The sequence below is a fragment of the Christiangramia echinicola DSM 19838 genome, from assembly GCF_000423065.1.
Taxonomy (GTDB): domain Bacteria; phylum Bacteroidota; class Bacteroidia; order Flavobacteriales; family Flavobacteriaceae; genus Christiangramia; species Christiangramia echinicola.
The window spans coordinates 363,372-385,288 of the sequence record NZ_AUHG01000012.1 but is presented as its reverse complement, the minus strand read 5'-3'; the positions used below and the strand labels follow the sequence as shown (position 1 = coordinate 385,288).

The following is a 21,917-nucleotide window of genomic DNA, read 5'->3' as shown; positions in this document are numbered from 1 at the left end:
TTATATTTGGAATGACCTTTTTTTATGCTGAAAATATGAAAGAATTAATATTGATATTTGGAGGAATATTCGGAGGTTTATCTGTGGTTTTAGGAGCGTTTGGGGCTCATGCCTTGAAGAAACGTTTTAGTGAAGACCAGTTAAAGAGTTTTGAAACCGGTGTGAAATACCAGATGTATCATGCTATGGTTTTAATAATTTGTGGAATAACCTTTCCATTCTTAGAAACCTCACAGATTGTTATGGGATGGTGTTTTATAATTGGTATTATCCTCTTTTCATTTAGTATTTACGGACTAACCTGGAGTTCAGCAAATGGGAAAAAACTAAAATTCCTTGGGCCTGTTACACCTTTTGGAGGACTATTGTTAATAATTGGATGGATTTTATTGACGATCAATCTTTCTGAAATAGCGCTTTACCTGAATCCGTAAATTTTCTTTTTCTGTATTTTTCAGCATACCAGGCTACGAGGATCAATTGGGTAGAGTGATAGATCATTATAGGGAGTAATAATAATCCTGAATTTGCTGCATTTCCGAAAAGTACTCTAACCATTACAGAACCGTGAACAAGTGATTTCTTTGTTCCGCAGAATTGAGCGGCGATCTTATCTTCAGTATTTAGACCACTTAATCTAGAAATAAATGCCAATCCGAAAAATACCAGGAAGAAAAGAGTGAGTACGATAGCAGTCATTTTAAACAAATCAATAAGTTCAATATTTTTTATTAGGTCTGAAGTGAATGAACTACTAAAACTGGAATAGATGATCAGGATGATCGTGGTTTTATCAAAAAGGCTCAATTGCCTTCCGTATTTCCTCGCAATTTGACCAAAATATCTTTGCAGGAATAGACCAATGACTAGTGGAAGGATTATCTGTAAGCAAAGTTTTTGCAGAACTATAAGAAAATCAAAATCGGTAGATTTTTCCAGGATAAATCCAATCCATAGGGGAGTTGCTACAATTCCGATCAAGCCAGAAAGACTTGCATTGAATATGGCGGTTGGTAGGTTACCTTTTGCCAATGCAACCATTACCACAGAGGAGGAAACAGTTGAGGGTAAGGCTCCAAGGAAAAATAAGGCAATCCATAGATCAGATTTTAAACCATCTTCAAATAGAGGTAAACAGAGCAGGCATAATAGCGGAAAAACTATAAAAGTTGTTAGCTGAATAATAATGTGAACTTTGTAATTCACAACACCCGCTTTAAATTCTGACGGAGAAAGTTTCAGGCCATACAAAAAGAAGATGAGCCCTATACCTATATCTGTAATTGTCTTTAAAGGCAGTAGATCTATACCTTGAGGAAAGAAATAGGCTATACCTATCGCGATGAATATTGCGAATATGAATCCGTGAGATTTCAAGAATCTAATTCTATTTTTACCTTGTGATCTTCAAGAATGTGAAGATATTTTTCTGAAGAAAAATCGGTTTCATGAAATTCTTTGACTCTATTGCTCTTCATATTCTTTCTTTTTATGCTTTTTGCAAAACGTCTTATCTGGTTGTCGGTCTTAAGAATAAGCCCCGGAACTGCTACAGATTTACCTTTATCATTTTTAGCAACCATGGTGAAATATGAAGAATTACAATGTTTTATATCACCGGTCTGAATATTTTCAGCCTCAACCCTTATCCCAATAACCATCGAGCTGCGTCCCACGTAGTTTACTGAAGCTTTCATGGTAACAAGTTCCCCAATTTCTATAGGTCTTAAAAAATCTACCGTATCTACACTGGCGGTAACACAATAGGCTCTTGAATGCTTTGAAGCGCAAGCAAAAGCAATCTGATCTAATAATGACAAAATATAGCCTCCATGGATCTTTCCGTTAAAATTAGAATGGGAGGGAAGCATTAATTCTGATATTACTACCTGGCTATCTTTTACTCTCTTGAAATCTTTCTGCATAGTTATTTTCTAAAATGTGGGCTTTCAGATTTTTCGACCTCTGTGATGAAATATTTGGTATCACCCCAGAAGAAGAAAGTAGAAAAGCGTTCTACATAAGTGAGTTTTACATAATTTCCTTCATATTCCTGTAATTGTTGAATTACTTCATCATTTCTATCAAGTACCGAAAATTGAAATATCTGTGCCCCGCTTATACCCTGGCTTATTTCACCTTCCCAGGTCTTTACGATCACACCTTTATGGCTGAATTTTATCAATTCCCCGCTTCGAGTACCTTCACTATAGGGTACAAAATAGATAAAGGCATAATAAAGAAGCCATAAAATAAATATTCCTCCAAGGATGTAAATTAGTGTTTTCTTCATTTTTAATTATTGTGGTTTAAGGAAGGTGTTTCATTTTCCTCCTGTTCATCCTCGGTTTCTAAACGATTCAGAAGTTTTTGATCTATTTGTTTGCTGGCTTTAGCGCCTAATTTCTTGAGTTTTTCTACCCTTCGAATCAAATTGCCTTTTCCGGTAAGCTTTTTCATTGCTCCCTCGTATGAATTCTGAACCGTGCCTATTTGACGACCAATTTTTAATAATTCATCGGTTAGGCTGGTAAATGAGTCGTACAATGCACCAGCCTGGGTAGCGATCTCGATAGCATTTTGTTTCTGCTTCTCGTTCTGCCACATAGAATCTATGGTCTTGAGAACCGCAAGAAGAGTAGTAGGCGTAACAATGATGATATTCTTTTCAAAAGCATCACCATATAAAGCGGGATATTCATTAGAGGCTATGGCAAAAGCAGCTTCAATTGGGATAAATAGAAGCACAAAATCAGGACTTTCCATTTGATAAAGCGAATGGTAATTCTTATTTCCCAGTTCGTTTACCCTGTTCTTTACCGAAATCAAGTGGTTTTTTAAATGTGAATTTTTATCCTCTTCATCTGTAGCGTTAATATATCTCTCGTACGCATTGAGAGAAACTTTTGAATCTACCACCATCTTCTTGTCACCGGGTAGGTGAATAACCACATCTGGCATAACCCGTTTGCCATCTTCGGTATTAAAACTTTGCTGAACGAAATATTCGCTATCCTTTTGCAGCCCACTGCGTTCCAATACTCTTTCCAGTACCATCTCGCCCCAATTCCCCTGCATTTTAGTATCTCCTTTTAATGCCCTGGTTAAATTGGTTGCTTCCTCGCTAATTTTGATATTTTGCTCATTCAGGAATTTTAGTTTTTCGCCAAGTTCAGCATGCCTTTTTACAGATTCTGTATTGCTTAGACTAACTTTCTCCTCAAATTCCCTGATTTTTTTATTTAAAGGATCAAGGATATTTTCAATGTTCTGTTTATTAAGGTTGGTGAATTTTTCAGATTTTTGATCAAGTATCCTGTTGGCAAGATTTTCAAATTCCTTAGAGAATTTTTCCTGCAGTTTTTCTACTTCAGCTTTTTGCTCCTCATTTCTTTCCTCTAAATTATTGAATTCTGAAATTTTCTTGGTGAGCTGAAGGCTTAAATATTCTTTCTCTTTTCTAAGATCTTCTCGCTCAAGTTCGATCTTTTCGATATTCACACGAGATTCATTTTTAAGCTGCTGAAGGTCTGTCTTGTAATTTTCTAAATTACTGTTTAACTGATTCTTGACTTCTTCTAATTGAAGTGATAGTTGATGATTTCTTTCTTCCAGTTTGCCGTTTTCAGATTTAGATTTTAAGCCGGAAATTAACTTCCCGAGATAGGTGCCAATTCCTAGTGCAATTAAAAATATAAAAGTGACCAGAAGATATTCGTTCATGTAATGGGCGGTTTCCTCAAAGATACTTATTTAAGAATTTTAGAGAAGATTGAGGTGAGAAAATTGAATCTACTGCTTATTTAATTTTAAAGCTTGATGTCTTTTTGTCGAATTGAATTAAATTCTCAGGGAAAAGGTCATCCAACGCATTATCGTTTATCAGATCTGCAGGAGTTCCGAATAAGGCTTTATCGTCCTTTAGTATAACCAGTTTATCGCAAAGTTGCAGAGCCAGATTGATCTCGTGCGAAGCAAATAATATTGCCTTTCCTGTTTCTTTGCTTAGTTTTTGAAGCAATTTTAAAACATAAGCTTTGTGATATAGGTCCAGGTGGGTAGTGGGTTCATCAAGTATGATCATAGATGTATCCTGAGCAAGTGCCCTCGCAATTAGTACTTTTTGAAATTGCCCGTCACTAAGTTCGTGACACTTCTTATTTTTTATCTCTTCAATATTTACTAACCGTATAGAGTGCATGATCTTTTTTAGATCATTTTTGGTGAGTGATCCAATCCAATTTGTGTAAGGTTGACGACCTAATGCGACCAGCTCAAGAACACTAAGGTTTTTAGAGATCATCTGCTCTGTTAACACGAGGCTTATGTGTTTTGACAAGTTGTCAGCCTCTATTTTCTCTAACTTATCGGAGTCTATAAAAACCTGTCCATCAATACTTTGAGCTATTCCACTTAAAGTTTTTAATAATGTTGATTTTCCCGCTCCGTTTACGCCTATCACGGCTACTAATTCTCCTGCATTTACCTCAATATTTATTCCTGAAGCAATGATTTGAGCCTTGCTTTTTTTTCTGTAACCTATACTCAGGTTATCTGTTTTAAGTACGCTATTAGAGTTATTAGTATGCATTAAAAATTGAACTTTCTTTTTCTTACCAGCAACCAGATAACAACTGGTGCACCTATTATAGAAGTTATGGCGTTTATTGGTAAACTAAACTCACTTCCTGGTAATTGCGCAATGATATCACATAAAAGCATTAAAATTGCCCCGCCAAAAATAACTGCTGGTACCAGTGTTATATGATTAGCAGAAGGGATGATCTGCCTTATCAAATGTGGTACAGCAAGACCAACAAAAGCTATAGGTCCCGCGAAAGCTGTTATGCTTCCTGCAAGAAGACTGGTAGCTATGATGATCGCAAACCTGTTTCTTTTAATATTCGTTCCCAGGCTTCTGGCGTATTGTTCTCCAAGTAGCAGGGAGTTTAAATTCTTGATACTCCCAATGCTAATTAAAAGACCAACGATCCAGAATAAACTCAGGATCATTACTTCATCCCAGCTAAGGTCACCCAGGCTACCATATGACCAGAATACGTATTGTTGTAATTGTGACGCCGGACTAAAATAAGCCAGAACACTAACTATAGCGGCTGTAAGGCTCGCAAACATCAATCCTATGATAAGTATAGCCATAGTGTCTCTTAAGCGGATAGAAGCTAGTATTACGGCAAATAGCACCAGTAAACTTCCAAGGCTGGAAGCTATTACGAGACTCCATTTTGAAAGTAAGGTCGCTGCGAAAGAAGCTCCAAAAACAGAGGCGCCCATAAAAACGATCGCTACACCCAGGCTGGCTCCACTACTAAGGCCTAAGACATAAGGTCCTGCCAGGGGATTTCTAAATAGGGTTTGCATCAATAAACCGCTAACAGCAAGTCCTGATCCCGTTATTATTGCGGTAATGGCTTTGGGTAATCTATAGTTTAAAACTATATATCGCCAGGTCTCCTTTTCAACTTCAAATCCCAAAAGAGAAGAGGTAACTTCTGATATGGGAATACTTACTGAACCCAGGCTAATGTTAAGTAATCCGGTTAGGACTACTGCCAGGAAAAGTAATAAGATCGAGAAAGTGTATTTCTTCTGGTTTAACATTAATTAAGCGGTTTGTAAAATACCGGTTCGTAGTCTTTAAGCAGATCCGGGTGAAAAATTGAGATCAGGTCTTTTAAAATAAGGTCTGGTCTCTGTGGTCCTAATTCATAAAAAAGGATTCCGCCAGTTTCTCCCTGGGACAAACTTACACTATAAACATTTTTATTCTTTACGGCATTGAATCTTTTGTAATGTTCAGATTCATTGAAAAGTTGTTCATAAGAGGTAAACTGCCCGGAACTAACCCAGTATTCAGCGTCTTCCGCTTTTTCCAATACGCTTTCAAAGGCGAGGGAAAGGCTGCCGTCACCCTGAGTGTCGGCATATAGATAATTGGCATTAGCATCTTTTAAAAATTGAGCCTGCCAGGAATTTCCATAGGGCATATACCAATTGTCATTATACATCGCTCCGCTTATAACATTTGGACTATTTTCGGCAGTTTGTGCTAATTCTTTAGCTGAATTATACTCAGATTTAATTTCGTTGAATATTTCCGTTGCTTCATTTTCCTTTCCGTATAAAGCTCCGAAAAACTTGATCCATTCTGCCTTGCCTAAAGGAGTTTGTTCTGTCCAGTCACCGTTATAAATTACAGGAATTCCTGTCTTCTGGATGGTCTCAAAACTTTTATTGGAAGCATTAATTGCAAATCCAATTACCACATTCGGCGCAAGTTCTATAAGTACTTCGGTATTGATATTTTCATTCTGACCCAATTCTGAAATTTCACCTTTATCTATAAGCTTCCTTGTTTTATCTGAAGAAATATAATTTAATCCAGGAAACCCTTTTATCGTATTTTCTTTGTTCAAAGCTTCTATAGCCGGGATGTGAGTGGTTGAGGTGATAACGACTTTTTCAACTGGTACCTGAATTATCTGGTCATATTTGAGATTTTCCGGCAAGGTACTTCCACTTTCCTTAAATATATACCTGAAGGGTTTTTCAGCATCTGGCCAGGGAGTTTTAACTTCGATAAGGCTGTAGCCTTGGAATTCTTTTATGGTAAAGCCTTTTGCATTCTCAATAGACATTTCAATTCCTTCATTAGAAGTAGTTTTTTGGCTTTTCGAGCTGTCCTTGCATGCAAGCGTTGTAAGACTAAGAAATAGGAAAAGAAATTTTTTCAACACGGTCAATTTGAAATCAAAAGTAAGATTATTTAATTTTTTGAATCGGTTACCAAACTAATTTGTTTAATTTTGTCTCGAAATTTTGGTTCAACACCGATTTATTTCTGTGTGGATTAAAAGGGAATCAGGGAGAAGAGTTAATTTCTAAACCTGAGCTGTTCCCGCAACTGTAAGCTTAGCCCTTTAGGGTGGCTGCAATAATTCTTCAAACCACTGTTCTTTAGGAATGGGAAGGTGAATTGCAGTACGTGAGCCAGGAGACCTGCCTGAATTTCAACTAATATCGAGTGACTTTCGGGATAAAGGTCGGCAGATTATGAACAGAAATATATTCCTTTTATTCATTATTATTGGGTGCTCTTGTTTAGATACAGTGGCTCAAAACGATTCTATTAACTGGCTTGATGAAGTTAGATTAAGCGATGTTAGACTTAAAACCAATTCTGAAGGACAGCTGGTGAAAGTACTAGATGATTCTATTATTCAGCAATCTGAACCATTATTAACTTCAATCTTAAAATTCAATTCTCCTTTCTTTTTCCGTGAAAACGGGTACGGCATGGTTTCGTCAGCATCTGTAAGAGGGACCGGGGCATCTCAAACAGCAGTGGTCTGGAATGGTATTAATATCAATTCTCAGTTTACCGGTCAAACAGATTTTAATACTATAAATACGAAGGTGTTTGATAATATAAGCTTGAGGCCAGGGGGAGGAAGTGTGGTTTATGGTAGTGGTGCCATTGGTGGAACTATTCATCTTAACAACGAATTTACTTTCAGCGGAAATTCAGTAAATCAATTAAACCTGGGATATGGCAGTTTTGATACGTACCAGGCCACATATAACGGTAAATTTTCTAATGAAACTACCAGCTTGAATATTGGTTTAACTGGAATAAGTTCTGAAAATGATTTTGAATACCGTGGAACCGATATTTATAATGAGAATGGAGATTTTTATAATGCATCTTTTAGTGCCTCTTTAGCGCAGTGGGTGGGTGATTCTAATATTTTCAAATTCTATTCAAATTATTACCAGGGTGACAGGGGCTTTTCAGGAACAATAACTCAGCCTTCTAATAGTAAATATGAGGATAGAAATTCCAGGAACCTTCTGGAATGGAAGGCTTTCACCGGAAATTTCACCAGTAGCCTGAAATTTGCCTGGTTAGGAGAGGCCTTTAAATATTATGAAAACCGTGATTCAGGTAATTATAGTTTTGGTGAAGCCAATACAGGAATTATAAAATACGATCTGGGATATGAATTTTCCTCTGAGAAGAAACTAAATTTTATTGCAGATTATACCAGCGTTAAAGGAAAAGGTGCAGGAATTGAAAATGAAACCAGGGAAATAGGAGGGGTGTCGGTGTTATGGAACCACAGCATTGAAGATCTTAAATATAAATTAAGCTTAAGACAGGAAATTACCGAGGAATATAATTCGCCATTATTATTTTCTGCGGGAGCGTCTTATCAATTTTCAGAGAATTATCTCCTAAGAATTAATTCCTCCCGGAACTTCAGAATTCCAACCTTTAATGATCTCTACTGGCCTAATGGAGGGAATTTAGATCTGGACCCAGAAACTTCTATTCAGGCAGAAATTGGTAATGAATTCAGTTTCAATGAACTTAATCTAAACCTGACCGCGTATTTTATTGATATTGATAACCTTATTAGATGGGTTCCAGATGAGGCTGGACTTTGGCGACCTGTAAATACTGCCGAAGCAAATAATTATGGCCTGGAACTCTTTGCTGACTGGACTTCAAATTTGCTTGGAAAGCCATTAAATCTAAGTGGGACCTATGCATTTACCAGGTCTATAGATAAGGAAACAGATAAACAGCTTATTTATACTCCAAAACATAAGGGGACAATTTCTGCAGGTTATGATATTGAAGGTTTTTCATTGTTTTGGCAATCGCTATATAATGGAAGCATATATACATCTTCAGATAATGCCTACGAAATAGAAGCCTATTTATTATCCAATTTTAGAGTTGGATATACAATCTCTAGCAAACCCGAAATTGGATTAAGCGTACAGGTAAATAATCTTTTTAATGAGAAATATCAAAGTCTGCCTTCTCGAATTATGCCCGGTAGATCTTTACAATCAACACTAACATTCAATTTTTAAACATGAACTACAAACACTTATTTCTATTATTTTCTATCGCGATCTTTTTAAACTCCTGTGAAGATGACCAGTATTGCTGCCCTATGCCAGAAACTGAAGCTGAATTCCAGTCTGGTATCTTTGTTTTGAATGAAGGAAATTTTGGATCTTCAAATGCATCTGTGAGTTTTATTAATGAAGAGGAACAGGTAAACAGCGCTTCAATTTTTGCCAATATTAATGGCGCTCCACTTGGCGATACAGCACAAAGTATCGAATTACATGAAAATATAGCTGCGGTCGTGGTTAATGTCTCTAATAAGATCGAGATCGTAAACAGGTTTACTTTTGAAAGTTTAGGTACAATTAGTTCGAATCTGTCCAATCCAAGATTTGCCGAAATAATAGGGAATAATTTATATGTAAGTAATTGGGGAGATGGGATGGACCCTAATGACGATTTTGTTGCTGTATTCAGTTTGTTAGACTTTAGTTTTAAACAAGCCATACCAGTTGCCGAAGGTCCGGAAAAATTAATAGAGCACGCCGGTTTACTTTATGTAGCTCATAAAGGAGGTTTTTCCTTTAATAATATAGTGTCAGTTATTAATGGAACTTCAAATGAGCTCGCAAATGAAATTGAAGTGGGGCATATTCCAAATTCTATAGTTGTTAACGGTAATGATCTATGGGTCCTTTCATCTGGGAAGCCTGCTTATGCTGATGAAGAAACTGCCGGAGAATTGACTCGTATAGATTTAACTACCAATGGAGTTGTAGAGAGTTTCAAATTTCCTGATAATACAATACACCCTAATAATTTAAGGTTTTCTAACGGTGCAGTTTACCTAACTATAAATAAATCTGTATATAAATACGATATAGGTGGTGATCTACCTATTATTCCAGAATTTACTCTGGAAGAAGTTTCTGTATTATATGGCTTTGAGATCGTTGAAAATAAAATTTATGTAGCCTCTCCAAGAGTAGATTTTACTGGAAATGGAGATCTTTTAATTTATGATCTGAATGATGGAAGTCTACTGGATAGGTATACCACTGGAATAAATCCTAATGGGATTTACTTTAATTAGCACCTAATTTATAAACATAAAAAAACCCGCTATACAGCGGGTTTATTTTTGTCTAAAGAAAATTATTTTATAAAAATCGATTTTTTTCTAGATAGGCCTTTAAAAGGTTCTGGTGAATCAATGAAGTAACCTTTTTCAGACTCTACTTTTAAATTGCCAGATTCCCATCGATTAATTTCTTCAGGTATTTGGCTTCTAACACCTGTTATCTGGGAAATTGCCTCAGATAATAATGGCTCATCCAGATCCCCTAACTGTCCCAGAGTTGATGGATATTCCTCAATTATAACATCAGGTTCTAATCCATTCACAAAATCTGTATATCCATTAGCATTGGCATATTTATATACCAAAGGCTGAATGGCATATTTATGATTTGTATTTATGTTGGTTTTTCCGAAATTATCACCATCATACATGGTTACTGAACCTTGAAATTTACCTCCAGTAGCGGTTCCAATATGAATTACATCAATATAAGGCTCTAAACCAATTATAAAGCTTTCGCTAGCCGAATAACTCCTTCCGGTTGCAATTACATAAACCTTGTTGAGGTTAAGACTGTTAATTTCATCTCCATTAATTACTTTTGAATCAAATCTGCTAACTAGTCTTTCTGGGTTTTCCTCCTCGAAATAGGTTTGATAAGTATCATTCCATTGTTGTTTCGTGAATATTTTATTTTCAAATTGACCAGTTACCATACTTCCTAAGTCTGAAGAGAAGTCTGACCATCCTCCCTGGTTATAACGGACATCGACTATTAACTCTTCAATATTCTCCGATTTAAATTCACCAAATACATCGTTCAGCCTGGCATCATCTACTCCACGTTCACCTAAGAAGGTTGAAAGAAGTATGTAACCTATTTTCACACCGTCTTGAGTGAAAACCTTTTTTACTGGAATAGTCTCTTCCTTAAAAACATTTTTAGTAATTGAAATTGGATCTCCCGAAGAAACTGCCTGGCCTTCTTCAATCACAGACAATCCAAGATTTAAAATATCAGGATTAAATATCCCGTTTCTATAATTATCAATGGTGATCGTTTGGCCATTTACTTCAGTGATATAATCCCCTCGTTTGAGCCCAGCCTGGTCTGCCGGACCATTAGGAGATACATAAACTACAAAGGCAACCAGCCTAGTATCACTATTTGGTACTCTTGCCCAATCGTACTTAAAACCAGCAGACTTATTTGTAGCTTGTAGTTGACTTTCCAGGATTTCATAATCATCAACCACCCAGCTAAATCTATCCTGATCTGAACGGAGCCCTTCATAAAACAAATCCTCAGGTGAATCCCAATCTTCTAAATAATCATTTAATTCATTTTGAGTAGAGAAATAGCTATCTCCTAAAACAGGCACATCACTTTTATAAACATATATATTATTCATAGCCTTCCAGACAAAATCTTTAACTTCTAACTGGACGCTACTATTTGGTTCTTCTCCCGGTAAGTCGGTCGATTTTGGACCTGGACTGTCATCGTCTGAGCAGGAGGTGAAAAGGCCGAATGAAAGAATGGTAAGGAGTAAAAATTTATAAATTTTCATAATTAAGTTTAGGGTTAATATTTTTCTAACAATTTTTTCTAAAAATAGCTACATATCTACAATTAAAAAATAATTTGTAACAAAACTATTTGAGATTCGTTGTAAAGTTGAGAAGGCAGTATAAAACTAACCACAACCTAATGAAAGAACATACCTTCCTTGAAATAATAAATCCGGTTAAGGATAAGATGTATAGATTAGCATTGCGGTTATTAACTTCAAAGGAAGCAGCCGAAGATGCCACTCAGGAGGTGATTCTTAAATTATGGAATCGCAAACAAAAGATCAAGCATTATGCCAATGTCGAAGCTTTTGCAATGACGGTCACTAAAAATTATTGTTTGGACCAGTTAAAACTGAAGCAAAATAATAATCTTAGAATCGTTCATCAGAATTATGAAAGTAAAAATCAATCCCTGCAATCTGAGATAGAAGTAAACGATGAAATGGAATGGTTAGGCAGGATTGTTGCCAGTTTACCGGAACAACAGAAAATGATATTCCAGTTAAGGGATATAGAACAATACGACTATGACGAGATCGCTGAAATTATGGAAATGAATCAAACGGCAATAAGGGTTTCCTTATCCCGTGCACGTAAAGCGATTAGAGAAAATTTAATAAAAAAACATAACTATGGAATTAAGTAAAATTGAAAAGCTTCTGGAGCGATATGATGAAGGAAAGACTTCGTTAGCCGAGGAAAAGTTGCTGAGGGAATATTTTCTCCGTAACGATATTCCTGAAAATTTAAGAAGCTATCAGCTCATGTTCATGTTTTCAAATAAACAGGTAAATGAAAAGTTACCAGAGCAGCCAGAAGAGAAATCAACCAATAAATGGTACATCTGGACTTCTATAGCCGCAATATTTATTGTAGCAATGGGAGTATTTTTCTTCAACGATAATTCTCGAAATCTAAACGAAAATGATCTTGGAACCATTACCGAGGAAGAAATTGCTCTTGAAAAGGCAAAGGAGACCTTAGCTATGGTGTCTCAATTTATGAATGAGGGGAAATCAGACCTTGTTTACCTTAAAGAGTTTAATAACACGAAAAATAAAATAATTCAAATAGATTAAAATCAGAAATCATGAATAAATTAGTAATTACCCTCCTCTTAGCAATGGCTCCCATGTTTTCTCAGTCTCAAAATTTTGAGAAATATGAGGATATGAAAGATGTGGATGCTATGGTGATGACCAGCAAAATGTTTAAAATGCTGGCTAAAGTAGATTTGAGTGAAAATGATCCTGAAGCAAGGGAGTATATGAAGCTCATTGAGAATTTAGATCGTATCCAGATCTATAAGTCTTCCAACTCTAATATTATGTCGCAAATGGCAACCGATGTGAAGTCTTACCTTCAAAAAGGTTCTCTTGAGGAGTTGATGCGAGTAAATGATAACGGGCAAAATATTAAATTCTACTCCTTACCAGGTAAGAATGATAATTATGTAAGAGAATTATTTATGTATCTGGAAGGATCTGAAGGTGATAAGCCAATGTCTGTAATACTTAGTATCACCGGAGAAATAGATCTTTCTCAACTTTCAAAGTTAACCTCAGATCTCAAAGTTCCTGGAGCTGAAGAATTAAAGAAAGCCAACAAAAAATCATAAATCATGAAGACAATTAAATTTTTACTAGGAATACTATTGATGGCAGGTTTTACGTCATGTGATGACGGGAAATCACTTCAAAAATATTATGTCGAGAATCAAGAAGATACAGATTTCCTAGCTCTGGACGTACCTACCAGTATGTTCACGAATACCGGTTCTTTAAAAGCTGAAGAGAAAGCAACATTAGAAAGTATCAAGAAAATTAATGTACTGGCTTTAAAAAAAGAAGATAATCCGTCCAAATTTGAAGAAGAGAAATTGAAGCTGGACGAGATCTTTAAAGATGAAAAGTATCAGTTATTAATGAAATACGGAGGTGGTAATAGAAAAGCTGCTCTTTATTTCACAGGCGAAGATGATGCTATAGATGAGCTTATTGTTTATGGATATGATGATGAGCAGGGGTTAGGAGTGGCTAGAGTTCTTGGAGAGGATATGGATCCTGAAAAGATCATGAAAATGATTAAATCCCTGGATAAGAATAATATCGATATTGAAGGGATCAAAGGCCTGGGGAAGATATTTGGAGATTCTGAATCTAAAAACGATTCAATAAAGGTAAATATGAAAATTAGCACTGATGATTCAGAAGAGACTGAAGTAGATGTAGACTCTACTGAAGATTAGTGATTTAATTAGTTGAAAGAAAAAGCCCCAAATATCGGGGCTTTTTTAATTATATACCTGTGTAGTTTTGAGGAGTGATCTTATGTAGCTCTTCTTTTATTTTCTCTGAAACTTCCAGTTGGTCAATGAACTCAGACATACTTTTTTCAGTAATCCTTTCATTAGTTCTGGTTAATCCTTTAAGTGCTTCATAAGGGTTTTTGAAACCTTCACGTCTCAATATTGTTTGAATGGCCTCCGCAACAACAGCCCAGTTATTTTCTAAATCGGCGTTAAGTTTCTCCTCGTTTAGTAAAAGCTTATTGAGACCTTTTAAGGTTGATTTAAAAGCAATAAGGGTATGACCTATTGGTACACCTATATTTCTTAAAACCGTACTATCTGTTAGGTCTCTTTGTAATCTACTCACAGGAAGTTTTGCAGACAGATGCTCAAAGATCGCATTAGCTATTCCCAGGTTTCCTTCACTATTTTCAAAATCAATAGGATTTACCTTGTGTGGCATCGCAGAAGAGCCTATTTCACCTTTTTTGATCTTTTGTTTAAAATAATCCATTGAAATATAGGTCCAGATATCACGATCAAGATCCAGTAAAATATTATTGATCCTTTTAAGGGAGTCAAATAGTGCCGCAGCATGATCGTAATGCTCTATCTGTGTAGTAGGGAAGGAGTGATGTAGACCCAATTTGTTCTCTACAAAGTTATTTCCAAATTTCTTCCAGTCAGTTTCAGGGTATGCAACTTTGTGAGCGTTAAAATTACCCGTAGCGCCACCAAATTTCGCTGCGTGAGGTATATCCTTCAGCAATCTCATTTGCTCCTGGATTCGTACAACGAATACATTTATTTCTTTCCCTAGCCTTGTTGGTGAAGCTGGCTGACCATGTGTCCTTGCTAAAAGAGGAATGTCTTTCCATCCTTCTGCCAGTTCCTGAAGCCTTGCTATGATCTCATTTAATTCTGGTAAATAAACTTCATTTACGGCATCTTTCAGGCTTAATGGAATGGCCGTATTATTAATATCCTGGGAAGTAAGTCCAAAATGGATAAACTCTTTGGAAGTTTGCATTCCCAGTTTCTCGAACTCTTCTTTCAGAAAATACTCCACCGCTTTAACGTCGTGGTTGGTAACTTTTTCGATCTTTTTTACCGCCTGTGCATCAATGCTGGTAAAGTTCTCATATAATTCTCTTAACTTTTTGAAATTATTAGTATCAACATCTTTCAGCTGAGCTAAACCCTGCTCATGTAGCGCAATAAAATATTCAACTTCAACAAGAATTCTGTATTTTATCAATGCTTCTTCACTAAAATAGGGCGAAAGCTTCTTGGTCTTAGATCTGTATCGTCCATCAATTGGAGAAACTGCAGAAAGTGATGTCATCTTTTACTTTTAAAAATTAAAAGGGTAAAGATACCGCTTCAAATTTTACAAAAAAACTACTGCTTTAATTTCCTTAAAATCTTTATTCCACGAGATTTAAAACCTGCAGATGATTGTGCCATATCCTTCTCAAGAATTCCTTTTAATTGATCTGATATCCAATGTTTTTCTTCCCTTAATTCATATAAATTCTGCATGCAAAAAACTTTAACGGCAGTCTTTTCTTTTGAGACAAGCCATAAAAAAGATTGTTCTATTATCCCTGATTTTGATTGATTTGATAAATTGAAATTAGATTCAAATTTATTAGCACTGTTGATGGCGAAATTGTAAATTTTAGATAGGCATCTTCTGGAGGAGGAATCATTATATTCCTTTCCATAAATTATAAGGGACGGGAGATATGGTTTTAAATATTCGAAATGTTCTCTGGCGAATACCTCTAATACCATCAATGCTTTTAAAGAGTATTCTGTATCCCTATTTTTGATTAATTCAACGGCCTGTTTTCTTAATTCTTCAGATTCAATTAATTTTTGAGAAGCCATTGTTCTTTTAATTAAGGTAGCATCTGTCTTATTTAGGATTTCCTGAATTTTCATTACTCTTTCTGAAGTAAGGTTTCTACAAGTTTTGGAACTCCAATTACGGCCTTATCGTTAATTATTTTAAGCCGACTACTCTCCTGAATATTTGGATTAGGATCTATAAAATAGATAGGAGCGTGTCTGGGGGCAAAATCTACCAGGCTGGCTGCGGGATAAACCTGCATAGATGTACCTATAACAATTATAATATCGGCAGTTGAAGCTATTTCGGCAGATTTTTGAAACATGGGTACGGCCTCGCCAAACCATACCACGTGCGGGCGCAATTGATGATTGTGTTCGCAAAAATCACCTACACTTATATCTTTTTTCCAGTCCATAACCAGGTCATCATCAAAGGTGCTTCTTGCTTTAAGCAATTCCCCATGTAGATGAGTTACTTTAGAACTCCCAGCTCTTTCATGTAGATCATCTATGTTTTGAGTAATAATTTCTACATCAAATTTGTCCTGTAATCTCACCAGCGCATGATGAGCTTCATTAGGCTGAACTTTTAGCAATTGCCGTCTTCTTTGATTATAAAAATCAAGAACCATCTCCATGTTATTTTGCCAACCAATAGGAGAGGCTACTTCCATAACATCATGACCCTCCCATAATCCATCAGCGTCTCTAAAAGTTTTAATTCCACTTTCAGCACTTATCCCCGCGCCAGTTAAGACAACAATTTTTTCCATGTTAACGTTAATTAGTATAAATTTCTTTTCTTGCTTTCACCTTAAGAGTATCATTCAGAGTAATTATCTTACAGAAATAAAAGGTTGAAAAGGAAATAAAACTATCCAAGCAATGAAAATTACTAAATACTTATTCTAATGAGAAATTTATTTCGAGCTTTTCTAATAACATTGCCCTTTGTTTTATTGAGCTGTAGTAGTGATGATGCAATGCAGCCAGTAGGTCAGCAATTTAACGGGGCTACTGTTACTTTTGATCTTTCAGCTGTTAGCGATGCGGCTATTTCTGGAAATGCAACATTCATGGAAAATGAGGATAATAGCATAACTGTTGAGATTCAATTGAATGGTAACAGTTCTGGAATGCATCCAGCACATATTCATTTTAATAATGCTGCAGAAGGAGGGGATGTCGCCTTAACCTTTGAGCCTATTGATGGTTCGTCAGGATTGAGTACAACAACATTTTCAACTTTAGATGATGGTTCTCCAATTACCTATGCTGAAGCTGTAACTTTTGATGGTTATATTAATGTACATTTAAGTACTGAAGAACTGGAAACTCTAGTAGCACAGGGAGATATCGGTGAAAATGATCTAACCGGCCAGGCGAAAGTTTTTGAACTCGGGGAGAAAGATGTTGAAGGAATAATGGGAACCGCAACTTTTGAAGAACGAGTAAATGGTGAGGCCTTAGCTACTTTAAAGCTTGAAAATACCCCGGATGGAGGTATGCACCCAGCACATATTCATATGAATACGGCTGCAGAAAGCGGTGATATCGCTTTTACATTTAATTCAGTTAATGGAACTACCGGAATGAGTAAAACCAATGTAGCTGCTTTAGACGAAGGTGAAATGTTTGGCTATGCTGATGTATTGAATTACGACGGTTATATCAATGTTCATTTAGATGCTGAAGAACTTGAAATATTGGTAGCTCAGGGGGATATTGGACAGAATGAATTAACCGGTGATACGACTTCTTATTCTTTAAATAGTGTAGATGTAGCTGCAATTATGGGAAATGCAATATTCAAAAAAAGAGTAAATGGAGAGACTCTGGTTATACTCTCTTTAGAAAACACTGTAGAAGGTGCGATGTATCCGGCTCATATTCATGTGGGTTCTATAGCTGATGCTCCTGGAGATATAGCTATTACATTAAATAGCGTGAATGGAACTACTGGTATAAGTGTGACAAATGTATCGGCTTTTAACGGAGAAGATGCTGAAACTATAGATTACAACGCATTGATAGAGTATGATGGTTACATTAATATTCATTTAAACGCAGAAGAATTAGGAGTTCTTGTTGCTCAGGGAAACATAGGGTTGAATGCCACATAAACTTTAAAATTATTTCAGAAAAGAACCCGACTTCATGGCGGGTTTTTTTATTTTATGCCCGAAATGAACGATAAAGAAATCTTAGATCACCTGCAGGAATACCTCACCCCAAGGCGAAAAATGTTGTTTGAGAAGGTCCTGGCTGAACGTACCAATCATTTAACGGTTGTGGCACAGGATGTTTTTCAATTGCATAATACAAGCGCTGTGGTTCGAAGTTGTGATGTATTCGGAATTCAGAATATTCATGTGATAGAAGAAAAGATCCCCCGACGTATTGATAAGGAAATAGCAATGGGAGCTCAAAAATGGGTTGATATAAACCGATATACTTCTACGAAAGCCTGTCTAAAGAGATTAAGAGCAGAAGGCTACAGGATAATAGCCACCAGCCCTCATGATGATTCGCAGATGTTGAATGATTTCGATATTAGTTCTCCGGCAGCACTTTTTTTTGGAACCGAAAAAGATGGACTTTCTGAAGAAATTATGCGAGAAGCAGATGCAAGCATTAAAATACCCATGTACGGATTTACAGAAAGTTTGAATATTTCAGTTTCGGCGGCGATAATTTTACAAAATCTTACTTCAAAATTAAGAAGTTCAGGTGTTGACTGGCAATTTACTGAGACAGAAAAGACTAATATCCGTATGAGCTGGACAAAGAAAACTATAAAAAATTCAGAAGAAATTATTGAACGATTTTTGAATCAGTAATTATTTGTAACTTTTCATCGCCTTAAATTTTATTGATGACCCTCTTTTTTTATCTGATAATTGCATTTATCACATTTTTTGCTTTCCTACACGCGTGGGCTAAGAAAGAATATGATGTAAGTAGAACTGTGGTAATAAACAAGCCTAGAGAAGAGGTTTTCAATTTTGTAAGGCAATTAAAAAAGCAACCTCTCTGGAATCCCTGGTTCAAAAGAGATACTGAGGCTACATTAAAGTATAAAGGCGAGGATGGTAAAGTTGGATCAAGTTTTTACTGGAAAGGAAACAGTAAGGTAGGTGAGGGAATCCAACGTATTGTAAAAACAAAACAGGGAAGGGTATTAGAAACCAAAATTCTATTTGTAAAACCTGTAAAAGTCAATGCTCTTACCTATGTTGGAGTAAAAGAAATTGAAGCCGAAAAGACAAAAATGGTTTGGGGTACGCGTGGTCATTTAGCATTTCCATTGACCATAATCAGTATTTTCTATCCACCAGAAAAGGCTTTAGGAGATAAATTTCAGGATGGTTTAAAAGAATTGAAAGATATTCTGGAGACCAATTAATTTTTCTGAAGAACCTTATACTCTTCGTAACAGCTGTTGATCGCGTCAAGTATTTGAAGATCATTGGCGGTTTTCATGAAATCCTGTGAGTAGTTGCAATTATTAAGAATCTCATCAATTTCGGCTCTGTTCACTTGTAGCAAGGCCATTAAAGTTTCACGATCAAATTTATTACGCAGCAAATTCCGGATGTTATCATCCTTTTTCATTTGCCTTAATTTTTTCATTTGTCGTGGTCTAGTTCCAAAAATATTGTAGACGAGGTCCGCAGGGTTGGAAAGCGAACGTATGGCTTTTGTTACAGCACTAGGAGAGGAGTCTCCACCTTCATACCCGGAATTTAAGCCTGATATACTATACCTGTAATTATCATAGATAGGAATATTCTTAGCATCGATCTCAAGATAACCCGTTAAATTTATAGAGTTTACCGTTACTTCTTCGAGAGCGAAACCTAGTTCAGTCATTTTTACCTTTACATTACCATATTTTAGCCAGTCATTGGTAACTCTAACTCGTATAGACCTGAATCCTAAGTATGAAAAATATAAAGTATCATTTACTGTAGCCTGTAGTTCAAATTCACCACTCTCGCCTGTAGTTGCCCCTTTAACCTGGTTCAGGTTTACAATATGTACGTTCTCGATAGGTTTATCATTGGCGGCATTCATAACCGTTCCTGATACCATATCCTGAGCAGACATGTACCCGGTTAAGAGAACAAAAAGTATAAAGAAGATGTTTTTCATAACAATTGGGGCTAAAAATATAAAATCCTTATAAAAAACAATGCCAAACTTAGAGATTTAAGTTTGGCATTAATTTAAATTATTAAGCTTTAGATCTTCTTCTCTTTATAGAGTTTTCGATATTCTTATTTCGACCACCTTTTCTTGGGCTTTTATCATCTCTTTTTTCAGATCTTCTTTTCCCGCTGAATTTACCACCTTTTTTATCATCAAAGCCTTTGGAGTTTCTTCTACCTCCGCCGCCTCCGCTGCGTTCTCTTCTTCGTCCTCCGCCTCTTTCAGATTTCTGATCTTTTGTGATTTCAACATTTACAAATCTTCCATTTTGCTGGTAATCTGTAAATGTACTTAGGATAAGATCTGCGTGCTTTTCATCTGTATTAAAGAAAGAAAAACTTGCTTTGGTATCTACTTTAAAGATATCATCCCTGTCTAAATTAAGTTCTTCTGTAAGGAAGTCTTTTAGACTCTTCCAGTCATAACCATCTTTAGAGCCTACGTTGATAAAGTATCTTGTATTTCCTTCAGACACTTCAGGTCTTCCTCCTGCAGATTCAGATGAAAGGTCTGGAGCCTTTTCGTAATAATTATAGAAGCGGGTGAATTCTACAGAAAAGAATTTTTTGATTAGTTCTTCTTTTGTGAAATCTTCAAGAGCCTCATTTATTGTTGGAAGATATGGATCAATATCGTGATTGATCTCTGTCTTTTTAATATCATTTGCTAAATGGAAAAGCTGTGTTTTACAGATCTCTTTTCCATCTGGAATAGACTTTTCCTCGAATTTCTGCTGAATAATCTTTTCTACAGTTCTAATCTTGCGAACTTCACTTTTAGAAATGATCACCATAGAAACACCATTCTTTCCAGCTCTACCAGTTCTACCACTACGGTGAGTGTAAGTTTCTATCTCATCTGGCAATTGATAGTTAATTACATGCGTAATATCATCAACATCAATTCCACGAGCTGCAACATCTGTTGCTACAAGCATCTGGATCTGACGGCTTCTGAAACTTTTCATTACCAGGTCACGTTGATTCTGACTTAGATCTCCGTGAAGTGCTGCTGCATTATAACCATCTTCAATAAGTTTTTCAGCTACCTTCTGAGTATCCCTTTTGGTTCTACAGAAAATTACTGAGAATATTTCAGGATTGGCATCGGCTAATCGCTTTAAAGCGTCATATCTATTACGATGATTCACTAAATAGTATTCATGAGATACGTTAGAAGTACCTTTATTCTTTGAACCTACAGTAATTTCTATAGGATTTGTCATGAATTTCTTGGCGATCTTTGCTACCTCTTTTGGCATTGTTGCAGAGAACAACCAGGTTTTCTTTTCTTTTGGAGTATGAGAAAGGATGCTTTTAATATCCTCATAAAATCCCATATTCAGCATTTCGTCTGCCTCATCAAGTACACAATACCCAATAGAGGAGATGTTAGCCAATCTTCTTCTAATCATATCCTGCATTCTACCTGGAGTAGCAACAATGATTTGTGCTCCTCTCTCAATAGATCTGGCCTGATCTGTAATGCTAGCGCCACCGTAAACGGCAACTACATTTAAAGATTTCTTATATTTTGAATAGTTCTTGATCTCATTAGTGATCTGTAAACAAAGTTCTCTGGTAGGAGAAAGGATCAATGCCTGAGTCTTTTTAGAATTAGGATCGATCTTTTGAATTAGTGGGAAACCAAAAGCGGCAGTTTTGCCGGTTCCTGTTTGTGCAAGAGAAACAAGGTCTGTTTCCTGTTCTAATAAAATTGGGATTGATTTTTCCTGTACTTCACTTGGAGTTTCAAACCCCATGTCTTCGATGGCCTTAAGCAAGTCTGCGTCAAGTCCAAGTTTTTGGAATGCGTTCATTCGTTTTTATGTAAGTATTCGATTGTATTATGTAAGTGTTACATAAGAAGCGAATCGACATACTTAAACCTAAACTTCCAGTAACACATCCTCACCCTGAGGAATTTTTCAAGCGGCAAATGTACACTTTTATTTCTGGTTCCAGCCCTAAAAGTGAATTATTTAAAATAAACTACTGATAATCAAGTGTTTTGAAGGT

23 protein-coding genes and 1 riboswitch are annotated in these 21,917 nt (G+C 36.1%); of the genes, 10 read left to right on the top strand and 13 right to left on the bottom strand.

What is annotated here, in order from left to right; genetic code table 11:
- Positions 1-35 precede the first annotated feature (35 nt).
- On the top strand, positions 36-434 hold the full coding sequence (locus G530_RS0111090) for a DUF423 domain-containing protein (RefSeq protein ID WP_026934605.1): 399 nt from the start codon (positions 36-38) through the stop codon (positions 432-434).
- On the opposite strand, the gene G530_RS16820 is transcribed toward G530_RS0111090, so the two are convergent.
- From G530_RS16820 to G530_RS0111055, 7 genes are all read right to left on the bottom strand, one after another.
- Complete coding sequence (locus G530_RS16820; RefSeq protein WP_035716238.1) at positions 397-1,377, bottom strand: bile acid:sodium symporter; 981 nt, start codon at positions 1,375-1,377, stop codon at positions 397-399. The genes G530_RS0111090 and G530_RS16820 overlap by 38 nt on opposite strands.
- Positions 1,374-1,925 carry an acyl-CoA thioesterase gene (locus tag G530_RS0111080; protein WP_026934604.1) on the bottom strand — a complete coding sequence of 184 codons (552 nt, stop codon included), beginning with the start codon at positions 1,923-1,925 and terminating at the stop codon, positions 1,374-1,376. The genes G530_RS16820 and G530_RS0111080 overlap by 4 nt, the downstream gene beginning before the upstream one ends.
- A gap of 2 nt (positions 1,926-1,927) precedes the next feature.
- Complete coding sequence (locus G530_RS0111075) at positions 1,928-2,293, bottom strand: hypothetical protein (protein ID WP_026934603.1); 366 nt, start codon at positions 2,291-2,293, stop codon at positions 1,928-1,930.
- A gap of 2 nt (positions 2,294-2,295) precedes the next feature.
- Positions 2,296-3,723, bottom strand: a complete 1,428-nt coding sequence (locus G530_RS0111070) for a DNA recombination protein RmuC (RefSeq protein WP_026934602.1) — start codon at positions 3,721-3,723, stop codon at positions 2,296-2,298.
- 76 nt (positions 3,724-3,799) lie between these two features.
- A complete protein-coding gene (locus G530_RS0111065) occupies positions 3,800-4,591 on the bottom strand; it encodes an ABC transporter ATP-binding protein (protein WP_026934601.1) in 792 nt (263 codons plus the stop codon).
- A complete protein-coding gene (locus tag G530_RS0111060; RefSeq protein WP_026934600.1) occupies positions 4,591-5,622 on the bottom strand; it encodes an iron ABC transporter permease in 1,032 nt (343 codons plus the stop codon). The genes G530_RS0111065 and G530_RS0111060 overlap by 1 nt, the downstream gene beginning before the upstream one ends.
- Positions 5,622-6,758, bottom strand: a complete 1,137-nt coding sequence (locus G530_RS0111055; protein WP_340139852.1) for an ABC transporter substrate-binding protein — start codon at positions 6,756-6,758, stop codon at positions 5,622-5,624. The genes G530_RS0111060 and G530_RS0111055 overlap by 1 nt, the downstream gene beginning before the upstream one ends.
- A gap of 66 nt (positions 6,759-6,824) precedes the next feature.
- A riboswitch (cobalamin riboswitch) is annotated at positions 6,825-7,042 on the top strand.
- A 32-nt stretch (positions 7,043-7,074) separates the two neighbouring features.
- Between G530_RS0111055 and G530_RS0111050 the strand changes: the two genes are divergently transcribed.
- Both G530_RS0111050 and G530_RS0111045 read left to right on the top strand, forming a co-directional pair.
- Positions 7,075-8,904 (top strand): TonB-dependent receptor, encoded by a 1,830-nt coding sequence (locus G530_RS0111050; protein ID WP_026934598.1) that lies wholly within the window; start codon positions 7,075-7,077, stop codon positions 8,902-8,904.
- A gap of 2 nt (positions 8,905-8,906) precedes the next feature.
- The gene (locus G530_RS0111045) at positions 8,907-9,977 is read left to right on the top strand and encodes a YncE family protein (protein WP_026934597.1); all 1,071 of its coding nucleotides are present in this window, start codon (positions 8,907-8,909) and stop codon (positions 9,975-9,977) included.
- A 62-nt stretch (positions 9,978-10,039) separates the two neighbouring features.
- On the opposite strand, the gene G530_RS0111040 is transcribed toward G530_RS0111045, so the two are convergent.
- Positions 10,040-11,536: a S41 family peptidase gene (locus G530_RS0111040; RefSeq protein ID WP_026934596.1), complete on the bottom strand. Its 1,497-nt coding sequence runs from the start codon at positions 11,534-11,536 to the stop codon at positions 10,040-10,042.
- Positions 11,537-11,676: 140 nt separating this feature from the next.
- Here G530_RS0111040 and G530_RS0111035 point away from each other — a divergent pair, with 140 nt between their 5' ends.
- Genes G530_RS0111035 through G530_RS16815 form a run of 4 tightly spaced genes read left to right on the top strand, consistent with a single transcriptional unit; the run spans position 11,677 to position 13,788 of the window.
- Positions 11,677-12,186, top strand: a complete 510-nt coding sequence (locus G530_RS0111035) for an RNA polymerase sigma factor (RefSeq protein ID WP_026934595.1) — start codon at positions 11,677-11,679, stop codon at positions 12,184-12,186.
- Positions 12,173-12,619 carry a hypothetical protein gene (locus G530_RS0111030; RefSeq protein WP_026934594.1) on the top strand — a complete coding sequence of 149 codons (447 nt, stop codon included), beginning with the start codon at positions 12,173-12,175 and terminating at the stop codon, positions 12,617-12,619. Before G530_RS0111035 ends, G530_RS0111030 begins: the two co-directional genes overlap by 14 nt.
- A gap of 11 nt (positions 12,620-12,630) precedes the next feature.
- The gene (locus G530_RS0111025; protein WP_026934593.1) at positions 12,631-13,158 is read left to right on the top strand and encodes a DUF4252 domain-containing protein; all 528 of its coding nucleotides are present in this window, start codon (positions 12,631-12,633) and stop codon (positions 13,156-13,158) included.
- A 3-nt stretch (positions 13,159-13,161) separates the two neighbouring features.
- Positions 13,162-13,788: a DUF4252 domain-containing protein gene (locus G530_RS16815; protein ID WP_051199764.1), complete on the top strand. Its 627-nt coding sequence runs from the start codon at positions 13,162-13,164 to the stop codon at positions 13,786-13,788.
- A 49-nt stretch (positions 13,789-13,837) separates the two neighbouring features.
- Here the strand turns inward: G530_RS16815 and purB are convergent, their stop codons facing one another.
- The 3 genes from purB to G530_RS0111005 are packed head-to-tail and all read right to left on the bottom strand — an operon-like array spanning position 13,838 to position 16,460.
- A complete protein-coding gene (gene purB, locus G530_RS0111015) occupies positions 13,838-15,175 on the bottom strand; it encodes an adenylosuccinate lyase (RefSeq protein ID WP_026934592.1) in 1,338 nt (445 codons plus the stop codon).
- Between the two features lie 56 nt (positions 15,176-15,231).
- A complete protein-coding gene (locus G530_RS17360; protein ID WP_156888622.1) occupies positions 15,232-15,723 on the bottom strand; it encodes a hypothetical protein in 492 nt (163 codons plus the stop codon).
- Between the two features lie 53 nt (positions 15,724-15,776).
- Positions 15,777-16,460 (bottom strand): SIR2 family NAD-dependent protein deacylase, encoded by a 684-nt coding sequence (locus tag G530_RS0111005; RefSeq protein ID WP_026934591.1) that lies wholly within the window; start codon positions 16,458-16,460, stop codon positions 15,777-15,779.
- Between the two features lie 138 nt (positions 16,461-16,598).
- On the opposite strand from G530_RS0111005, the gene G530_RS0111000 reads away from it, so the two are divergent.
- The 3 genes from G530_RS0111000 (at position 16,599) to G530_RS0110990 (ending at position 19,093) form a co-directional block, all read left to right on the top strand.
- Complete coding sequence (locus tag G530_RS0111000; RefSeq protein WP_026934590.1) at positions 16,599-17,810, top strand: CHRD domain-containing protein; 1,212 nt, start codon at positions 16,599-16,601, stop codon at positions 17,808-17,810.
- Between the two features lie 63 nt (positions 17,811-17,873).
- Complete coding sequence (locus tag G530_RS0110995) at positions 17,874-18,527, top strand: TrmH family RNA methyltransferase (RefSeq protein ID WP_026934589.1); 654 nt, start codon at positions 17,874-17,876, stop codon at positions 18,525-18,527.
- A gap of 35 nt (positions 18,528-18,562) precedes the next feature.
- Positions 18,563-19,093 (top strand): SRPBCC family protein, encoded by a 531-nt coding sequence (locus tag G530_RS0110990; protein ID WP_026934588.1) that lies wholly within the window; start codon positions 18,563-18,565, stop codon positions 19,091-19,093.
- Here G530_RS0110990 and G530_RS0110985 read toward each other — a convergent pair.
- Together G530_RS0110985 and G530_RS0110980 are read right to left on the bottom strand one after the other, a co-directional pair.
- On the bottom strand, positions 19,090-19,842 hold the full coding sequence (locus G530_RS0110985; protein WP_026934587.1) for a carboxypeptidase-like regulatory domain-containing protein: 753 nt from the start codon (positions 19,840-19,842) through the stop codon (positions 19,090-19,092). The two genes, G530_RS0110990 and G530_RS0110985, sit on opposite strands and share 4 nt — an antisense overlap.
- A gap of 82 nt (positions 19,843-19,924) precedes the next feature.
- A complete protein-coding gene (locus G530_RS0110980; protein ID WP_026934586.1) occupies positions 19,925-21,718 on the bottom strand; it encodes a DEAD/DEAH box helicase in 1,794 nt (597 codons plus the stop codon).
- Positions 21,719-21,917: the final 199 nt, after the last annotated feature.